Raw genomic sequence first — 8,186 nt, 5'->3', positions numbered from 1 at the left:
CGCAACCAGACAGAACGGACGCCGCTTCCTGAGATAAAAACGCCCTGTTTACGCAACTCGTTGCTGGTCCGGTGCTGACCATGCGCAGGGAAAGCGATGGCATAATCAACAACGGCCTGTTCCGTTGTATCATCGGTACGGTTTTTGAGATTAGGGGCACGTCGGCTGCGGTTTATCAGTGCATCCACGCCGCCTTCATCGGCCAGCTCACGATAGCGATAAAATGTATCACGCGAGACGCCCATGATTTTACAGGCTTTCGACACATTGCTGAGTTCTTCAGCCAGATTGAGCAAACCRGTTTTGTGTTTGATGACGGGATTGGTAGTATGAAGCATGAGAGTTACCTCGTGTTTTGCATAAGGATTCGACACCCATATCAAAACCGGTAACTCTCAACCCTTCAAGGCCGTGTGTCAGATCAAGTCGCGACTAATACAATTAATTCATCGTGACGTCAGCAACATCCGCTTCTGGCACAGAGCGTACAAGCTCACTGAGCTAAAGGTCTGCTGTGAGCGAAAAGCGGACCATCCAGGACATAATCCTGAAGAAAGGATAATACTTCAGGCACTCAGCCTTTAAGCTCTTTCAGATGCTTGTAAACAGTTGCGCGCCCCATTGAAAGCACACTGGCAATATAATCGGCTGAGTTTCTGACATTAAACGCTCCCTGCCGGTACAGTTCAGTCACCAGTGCCTTTTTCTGAATCCGTGTCAGCGTGGAAAGCGATGAGTTGTGTTCGGCCAGCCAGTGATGGAGGTATGTGTTTATTTTTTCCTGCCAGTCATTTTCAAATAGCTGCACAGGCTGGGGCAGAAGCCTGTTCACAGACAAAAACATCTCCAGCGCCTGGCGGGCATCATCAAGCTGAGCAGTGCTGAAGTTGATACAGAACATGTATTCCGGATCGCCATTAAGATTGACCCTGACGCTTACTGACCTGATTTTTTTTCCATCCCAGTTCAATTTCTCATAAGGGCCTGCAAGCTTATCCATATCCCGTAGAGCCAGTTCTTCCAGCCCCGCATCATCGCCCACGTTACGCTTTGAAATATTATTCGCCAGATAGGCTATTTTACCGCTCCGTATGTCGTGTATGGCGACTTCCACCACCGGAAAAAACAGTGCAGCGATACCATCTGCCATAGATTGCAGTGTTACGAATTGTTCACTTTTCAAATTCTGCATGATGTCCGGACCGGCCCCTTTTCAATTTTTTTTTATCGTATCTCACTGGCATTCCGTTGTCGCGACAACAGGTTATATGCAGACAATTAATCCAGAAAATGCCATTGCCATGGCACCAGATCTTTTTCGTATTGCTTGTAAAAAATCTATCGCAAGTTGTTATAAAATAATGTTTTTAACTGATTTATAGCGAGAAATATATTCGCAAAATCAATTAATATTCTTGTACAAAATGTACACTCTGGATTATAAGTCCAATAATGCGGTAAGGCGAGACACTTTGTCTGCTGACTTTCAGCATGTGATGAACTGAATCCGGAGGTATATATGCGTACAGTAAGAACGATTGTGACGTTGTCAGCTGCCCTGCTCGTAAGCTTATCCGTTCTGGCTACTGAACAGCCTGCCACCCTGCGCATCGGGACTGATCCGGGTTATGCCCCTTTTGAATCTAAATCCCCGGACGGGAAAGTTATAGGATTCGACATTGATCTGACAGAGGCGCTTTGTGAGCGCATGAAAATGAAGTGTGTCGTGGTTGAGTCACCTTTTGATGCTCTTATCCCCTCGCTTAAGGCACGAAAAATTGACGCAATCATGGCAACCATGTCCATAACGCCGGCACGTCAGAAGGAAATCAATTTTTCTGACAAGCTGTATTCCGCGAAGGCTCGTCTTATTGCACCTGCGGGCAGCGCACTTAAGCCTGAGCCTGCATCCCTGCAGGGTAAAAATATAGGTGTGCTGCAGGGATCTATTCAGGAGACCTATGCCAACAAATACTGGCGCAATAGCGGCGTCAGCGTAGTTTCTTATCCCTCCCAGGATGATATTTATTCCGATCTGAAAGCCGGACGCCTTGATGCAGCCTTTCAGGATGAAGTCGCAGGAAGCTACGGATTTCTTAAACAGGCTGCAGGAAAAAGTTACGATTTCGCCGGACCAGCTGTAACTGACCCGCAGATATTCGGAACAGGAGTTGGCATGGGACTTCGCAAGGAGGATACGGAACTGCAGCAGGCGGTTAATCAGGCTTTCGCCTCACTGCGTGCTGACGGAACTTACAAGAAAATCGTCGATAAATATTTTGCCTTTGATATTTACTAAGGGAGCAAATATGAGTGTCACCACCACCTCAATTTTCAGCGGTGCAGCAGGTACAGGCAACAGGTCTGAAATTATTAAACACGTTTTCACCGGAGGTGACAGCGAACGTGCTGTTTATATTCAGGCTGGCCTGCACGCAGATGAGCATCCGGGCTTACTGGTCATTCAGCATCTTCTTCCGCTGCTTGAAAAGGCAGACAGCGAGGGGGGTATAAACGGCACCATCACGCTGATTCCTTATGCAAACCCCACAGGAATGACACAGAACGTGCTGGGATTCTGGACTGGGCGTTTTAACCTGGCAAACGGTGAGAATTTTAACCGCAATTTCCCCGACGCGGCCGACGCGCTGGAACAACTTCACGCCGCTCAGGATATGCGTCACATCAGACCGGAAGAGCAGCTTGACAGGGTTCTTGCACCTGCGACGCATGATGATTTCGTCAATGCATGGAAAAAAGCTCTGCTACGCGAAGCCGTCAGGCACGATGTGATCCTCGATCTGCACTGCGACACGGCGGGCATACTGCATTTTTACACCAATGAGCGATATACAGAGCGGGCGGCCTCCCTGGCTGCCTCCATGGGTATTGAGGCAGTACTACTGGAGAGTTTTGCCGGTGGTGGCGCTTTCGACGAGGCCTGCACGCTGGGCTGGAAGTGGCTAGCTGAGCGGGGTATGGCTTCTGCCGGTCGCATACCTTTTTCAGTTTCAGTTGAGCTGAGAGGGCAGGCAGACGTCAGTGATGAGCTGGCAGCCACCGATGCCGGACGGATTATGAACTATCTGCGAACCGAGGGTTTTATCACCACCGGCACTCCTGCCTCTGACCCGCTTTCAGGAGATGCAGTGCAACTTTATCCTCTTGAAGGTGCCATCCATATGCCCTCACCAGCTGATGGAATCGTGGTCTGGCAGAAACGCCCCGGAGACCATGTGAAAAAAGAAGAGCTTTTGGGGGAAATAGTCTGTCTTGAGGCAGGTATCAGCGGAAAGCGAACGCCGGTCTACAGTCCTGTTGACGGACGCATTCTGGTTCAGCCTTTAATGACGTTAGTCAGAACGGGGCAGCGCGTTGCACTCATAGCGGGCATGGAACCGCTGCCGGAGAGAAAAAAAGGCAGACTGCTGATGAACTTTTAAGGACATGCGGCTCAGCTTTTACGCCGGGCCGCGGTTATCAGAGGCTGAACTGCTTAAGGATGCTTGCAGAAATCTGTGCATCCTGCACGCCAAGCCCGGTCAGATCGGCGACCGTAATATCCGTATCACGACGGACATACTGAGCATTATCGGTAAGCAGGCTTCCCAACTCGATGACTTTACTTCCCGCACGGTGCTCTTCCTGCAGGTGGCTCAGTTCACCATAGGCACCACACTGGCTGGCAGAGTCCACGAGGATGCAGGCAGCAGCGGTCAGAATGGCAGCATCCAGTTCCTGTTTACCCGGAGAATCTGCGCCAACAGCCGTAATATGCGTGCCCGGACGAACCCACTCAGCCCTGACAAGAGGAGTGGCTGATGGCGTTGCGGTCACGATGACGGAAGCATTGCGTGCGCACTCTTCGGCGCTGAGCGTGGTAATAAGGCTGAGGTTTTCATCGGAAAGCCTTTCACGGAAACCAGAAAGAGCGCTTTCACTGCGGCCCCAGACGATAATATTCCGGCAGGCTGTCAGCTCAACAAGCTGGCGAAGCTGCAGCTCTGCCTGAAGACCAGTACCAAATATTGCGATCCTGTCCACTTTCTCAGGCAACAGCAGTTCGGCTGCGATCCTTCCGGCCAGCGCAGTACGGACGCCCGTCAGCCAGCCGTGATCGTCAAGCAGGGCAAGAGGCTGGCCTGTTTCAGCAGATAAAACCATGTTCAGCCCGTCATTGCTCGGAAGCCCACGGGAAGGGTTCTGGTAGAAACCGGTAGAAATTTTCACGCAAAAGCTTGAACTGCCTTCTTTCCAGGCCGACTTTATGCAGCAGTCGCCAGTAGCATCTCTGAACATAAACTGCTGCGCGGGCGGCAGCTGCACCTGACCGGCAGAAAAAGCACGGAAGCCTTCACGTAGCATTTCAAGCGCGTCTTCCTGGTTAAAGGACGCACGGATTTGCTCCTCACTGATAATTTTCATTTAACAGCTCCGGTGAATTTTTCAATGGTGATATTTCGCCCACACAGAACTACCGCTACGCGTTTCCCACGCCACTGTTCTGCCTGCTGCATAAACGCGGCCATCGCCACACCGGCTGCGCCTTCAAGCATCCATCTTTCATAGCGGGCAAGTGTTTTCAGAGCGGCTCTGATTTCATCCTCACTGACCAGGACCGTGTCGTCGATAACCTGCTGGCAGACCGGGAACGTCATCGTGCCGGGCTCCAGGCCGCCTGCAGTACCGTCAGAAAGTGTGTCATGCTCTTCAGGCTCAACAATCTCACCGGCCTTCAGCGAAGCGTACATGGCGGTTGAGGCGGTCGGCCAACAGCCAATAATGCGTGTTTCAGGTGAAAGCTGCTTCATGACCGAGCCAATGCCGGAAATGAGGCCACCTCCACCAACCGCAACAAAAACAGCATCCAGCGCGGGCTCGTCTTCCATCATTTCGAGAGCAATTGTTCCCTGGCCCGCGATAACGTCAGGATCGTTATAGGGTGAAACAAAGGAAATCTGTTTCTCTGCAGCGATGGCAGCAGCTTCAAGCTCTACGCTCAGGGAGTCTTTATCAAGCGTGATGACCTGTGCGCCATATGCCCGTATAGCATCAAGTTTCAGCACTGAGGCCGTGGCGGTGGCAAATACCGTGACCGGTACACCGGCCATAGCCCCGGCCAGCGCCATACCCTGACCATGATTACCTGACGATGCGGTGATGATGCCTTGTGACTTCTGTTCTGGCGTAAGGAGGCGGATCTTGTTGCTGGCGCCCCTGAATTTGAACGAACCAGTGTGCTGCAGATGCTCACCTTTAAGGAAAAGGTCACACCCATATTGAGCTGAAAGCGTATGGCTTCTATCCAGCGGCGTTTTTCTTACCTGGGGGCGAAGTGCCGTATGGGCTTCCTGACTTGCCTTGAAAATATCAGAGATTTGAGACATAAAATCCACCTAATTGTATCAAAAGTCCAATATAGACATTTAGTACATAAAAATCTAATGCAATCTACCTCTTGCCCAGTGAAGTTCACAACGAGAGTAAAAGCCAGACTGAATGTCCGCTTCTGGCAAAGAGCGGACATCACAAATTATGCGACAAAAAGGATAAACGACATGTATAGCGTTTGCTATACATGTCCGCTATGCTATGCTTGTAAAGCAAATGCTATACAGGGGTGTCACATGAAATCAGATGTTCAACTCAACCTTAGAGCTAAGGAATCACAGCGGGCGCTCATTGATGCCGCTGCGGAAATCCTCCACAAATCACGTACAGATTTCATTCTGGAAATGGCCTGTCAGGCTGCCGAGAATGTAATTCTCGAACGCCGTGTTTTTAATTTTAACGATGAGCAATATGCCGAGTTCATCGATATGCTTGATGCACCGGTCGCAGATGATCCCGTTATCGACAAACTGCTGGCAAGGAAACCTCAGTGGGACGTGTAACAGCACCAGAGACTTTATCCAGTTTTCATCAGGTGGCGGAGTTTGTTAGCGGTGAGGCTGTGCTCGATGACTGGCTAAAGCAGAGAGGCCTCAAAAATCAGGCTCTCGGAGCTGCCCGAACATTTGTTGTATGCAAGAAAGACACTAAACAAATAGTCGGCTTTTACTCTCTGGCCACCGGTAGCGTCAACCATACCGAAGCTACAGGGAGTCTTCGGCGTAACATGCCGGATCCGATTCCGGTGATTATACTCGCCCGGCTTGCCGTCGACATCTCATTCCGTGGAAAAGGGTTAGGTGCTGATTTGCTGCATGATGCAGTACTTCGTTGTTACCGGGTCGCTGAAAATATTGGTGTACGTGCAATCATGGTTCACGCACTTACCGAAGAAGTAAAAAGTTTTTACATTCACCATGGCTTTAAGCCGTCACAGACTCAGCTGCGCACATTGTTCCTTAAACTCCCTCAATAGAACGCTAAGGCCAATACGTTCAAATTGCTTTGAGCAATAATTGAATGGATCACTAATAGTCAATTCAGTAGAAATCCTTCACGTGCGAACATTGCGAATAGTTGATTGATGAGACAGTGAAGAACGTGAAGTAAGAAAGCTGTGGAATGGATAATTCGGTTGCGGAATAGTTTATTTAGCTTTAGCAGGAAACAAAAAAAGAGCTCATGTATACCATGAACTCTTTCTCAGATGCCTCGGTTAATCTGTCCAACTTTTGGGGGTCAGTACACTTTCGGGGGCGTTTCTTTTTCAGGCCTCACCGACCTTCTTGACTACTCATTGAACTAATATTACTGGATAACCCACCAGTAGAATAGATGAAAAATTAGACAGAATTGCAGACTTCGAGACGGCTCGCAAACGCGATGAAAAGCTTCGGGGAATTGCAAAGAAGGATATTGAGACGCGCCTGAAGAGCGCTGACGCTGATACAAAAAACCAGGCCATTTGCTCTGCTTTATGACGTATAAAACCAGGCTATTTATCGGTCTTAAAAGGCGGGCAGCAGAGCTGCCGCCCGCCAGAGTACGATTAAAAATCGTAACGCAGACGCACCAGGTTCATATCACCCAGATCGTCAGTGCTGGAGGTGAACACGTGTTCGTAATCAACACGGAAACCGTAATCCAGCTGGAAGCTCACGCCCACGCCGTTGTCGATACGCTGATAGTCGCGACCGTTAACGTACTCGATGCGATCGCCCATAAAGTAAGGCTGAACGGATTTAAGCGCGTACTGACCAACCGGGATGGTGTAGCCCGCGAAGTATTCCACGCCCCACGCATCGCCCGCAAAGTAGTTATGCACGTCCACTTTTTTAGTGGTCATAAAGTTCTGATACCAGCCGCCGCCTACGCTGAACGTCCAGTTATCAGGTTTCCAGCTCAGCGCCGTACCGAGGATATTCTGATCGTAGGTTTTGCTGTCGCTGTCGCCCGGGTTACGCATTTCTGCACGGGTGTAGTTCCATGCCGCACCCCAGGTCAGATCCGGAGTCAGATGGTAATCCACGCCCAGTGAACCGCCGCCCTTACGTTTGTAACGCAGGCCGTTACCCGGCGGGTATCCGCCATCTTCAAACAGATAAGATGCATATACATCCGCATTGCCAAAGGTGTTTTTGTACTTCAGCATCTTACGTGAGCGGTAGGAGCCATCGTAGTCGCCGTTAATACCGTTGCCCGGTGCCTGGCCTACCATGTCGTAATCCCAGATATCGGTTTTCGCACCAACCACATCGTAATAAACGCTGTTTTGCTGGCCGAAGGTCAGCTGACCCCAGGTCTTGCTTTTCAAACCGGTATAAAGCATACGGCGGGTAGTATCGTTCGCGCCTTCGGCATAGTGGTTATCCCAGTCAAACACCGCCGGAATATTTACGCCTAATTCGTAATAGCTAATCCAGCTAATATCATCGAACAGGTAATAATCGGCCGCAAAGCGGAAACGCGTCCCGCCATCGAACCCGTTACGTTTATAAGAGCCTTTGTCGCCGTCGCCGGTCATCATGTTGAACTGCGGACGAATACTGCCGCCAACGGTGAAGTTCAGGCGGCTTAACGGATTGCCTGCCTGGGGATCTTGTTTTAATAAAGTGATTTCTGCGTTGGCGGAAAAAGAGGCCATGCCTAAGAGCAGTCCTGCTCCTGCCAACGGTGGAAGAACGCGCATTTTAGTTTTCATTGTTAAACCCTGGTAACCTTATTTCTATAAGCAAGCAAATATTACCGTGTATTTATGACATTAGGTTTGTCATTTTTAATGTTTCGTGCGCTTA

The 8,186-nt window shown here is 50.0% G+C and carries 9 protein-coding genes; 4 read left to right on the top strand and 5 right to left on the bottom strand.

Features of this window, described 5'->3' with window-relative positions:
- Together E2L00_RS13310 and E2L00_RS13305 are read right to left on the bottom strand one after the other, a co-directional pair.
- Nucleotides 1–338: helix-turn-helix domain-containing protein (locus E2L00_RS13310; RefSeq protein WP_167612346.1), on the bottom strand; the 338-nt coding region annotated here is incomplete at its 3' end.
- Nucleotides 339–574: 236 nt separating this feature from the next.
- Complete coding sequence (locus tag E2L00_RS13305; protein WP_167612343.1) at nucleotides 575–1,192, bottom strand: helix-turn-helix transcriptional regulator; 618 nt, start codon at nucleotides 1,190–1,192, stop codon at nucleotides 575–577.
- Nucleotides 1,193–1,519: 327 nt separating this feature from the next.
- On the opposite strand from E2L00_RS13305, the gene E2L00_RS13300 reads away from it, so the two are divergent.
- Together E2L00_RS13300 and E2L00_RS13295 are read left to right on the top strand one after the other, a co-directional pair.
- Complete coding sequence (locus tag E2L00_RS13300) at nucleotides 1,520–2,299, top strand: ABC transporter substrate-binding protein (RefSeq protein ID WP_167612340.1); 780 nt, start codon at nucleotides 1,520–1,522, stop codon at nucleotides 2,297–2,299.
- Nucleotides 2,300–2,309: 10 nt separating this feature from the next.
- On the top strand, nucleotides 2,310–3,443 hold the full coding sequence (locus tag E2L00_RS13295; protein WP_167612337.1) for a succinylglutamate desuccinylase/aspartoacylase family protein: 1,134 nt from the start codon (nucleotides 2,310–2,312) through the stop codon (nucleotides 3,441–3,443).
- Between the two features lie 37 nt (nucleotides 3,444–3,480).
- On the opposite strand, the gene E2L00_RS13290 is transcribed toward E2L00_RS13295, so the two are convergent.
- Both E2L00_RS13290 and E2L00_RS13285 read right to left on the bottom strand, forming a co-directional pair.
- The gene (locus E2L00_RS13290; protein WP_167612334.1) at nucleotides 3,481–4,425 is read right to left on the bottom strand and encodes a Rossmann-fold NAD(P)-binding domain-containing protein; all 945 of its coding nucleotides are present in this window, start codon (nucleotides 4,423–4,425) and stop codon (nucleotides 3,481–3,483) included.
- A complete protein-coding gene (locus E2L00_RS13285; RefSeq protein WP_167612392.1) occupies nucleotides 4,422–5,378 on the bottom strand; it encodes a threonine/serine dehydratase in 957 nt (318 codons plus the stop codon). Before E2L00_RS13285 ends, E2L00_RS13290 begins: the two co-directional genes overlap by 4 nt.
- Before the next feature lie 249 nt (nucleotides 5,379–5,627).
- Here E2L00_RS13285 and E2L00_RS13280 point away from each other — a divergent pair, with 249 nt between their 5' ends.
- Together E2L00_RS13280 and E2L00_RS13275 are read left to right on the top strand one after the other, a co-directional pair.
- Complete coding sequence (locus tag E2L00_RS13280) at nucleotides 5,628–5,894, top strand: type II toxin-antitoxin system TacA family antitoxin (protein WP_167612332.1); 267 nt, start codon at nucleotides 5,628–5,630, stop codon at nucleotides 5,892–5,894.
- A complete protein-coding gene (locus E2L00_RS13275; protein ID WP_167612329.1) occupies nucleotides 5,882–6,367 on the top strand; it encodes a GNAT family N-acetyltransferase in 486 nt (161 codons plus the stop codon). The genes E2L00_RS13280 and E2L00_RS13275 overlap by 13 nt, the downstream gene beginning before the upstream one ends.
- A 573-nt stretch (nucleotides 6,368–6,940) precedes the next feature.
- On the opposite strand, the gene E2L00_RS13270 is transcribed toward E2L00_RS13275, so the two are convergent.
- Nucleotides 6,941–8,080, bottom strand: coding sequence for a porin (locus E2L00_RS13270; protein ID WP_201279425.1), 1,140 nt, complete (start codon nucleotides 8,078–8,080; stop codon nucleotides 6,941–6,943).
- Nucleotides 8,081–8,186: the final 106 nt, after the last annotated feature.

Origin of the sequence: Cedecea colo, from assembly GCF_011808225.1 — a bacterium.
GTDB lineage: Bacteria > Pseudomonadota > Gammaproteobacteria > Enterobacterales > Enterobacteriaceae > Dryocola > Dryocola colo.
Note: the sequence above shows the minus strand (reverse complement) of the source record. Positions and strands in the feature narration are given on the sequence as shown.

Coding starts and splice junctions, on each gene's coding strand:
- E2L00_RS13295 (WP_167612337.1), top strand. CDS start 2,310: ATGAGTGTCACCACCACCTCAATTTTCAGCGGTGCAGCAGGTACAGGC.
- E2L00_RS13305 (WP_167612343.1), bottom strand. CDS start 1,192: ATGCAGAATTTGAAAAGTGAACAATTCGTAACACTGCAATCTATGGCA.
- E2L00_RS13280 (WP_167612332.1), top strand. CDS start 5,628: ATGAAATCAGATGTTCAACTCAACCTTAGAGCTAAGGAATCACAGCGG.
- E2L00_RS13300 (WP_167612340.1), top strand. CDS start 1,520: ATGCGTACAGTAAGAACGATTGTGACGTTGTCAGCTGCCCTGCTCGTA.
- E2L00_RS13290 (WP_167612334.1), bottom strand. CDS start 4,425: ATGAAAATTATCAGTGAGGAGCAAATCCGTGCGTCCTTTAACCAGGAA.
- E2L00_RS13270 (WP_201279425.1), bottom strand. CDS start 8,080: ATGCGCGTTCTTCCACCGTTGGCAGGAGCAGGACTGCTCTTAGGCATG.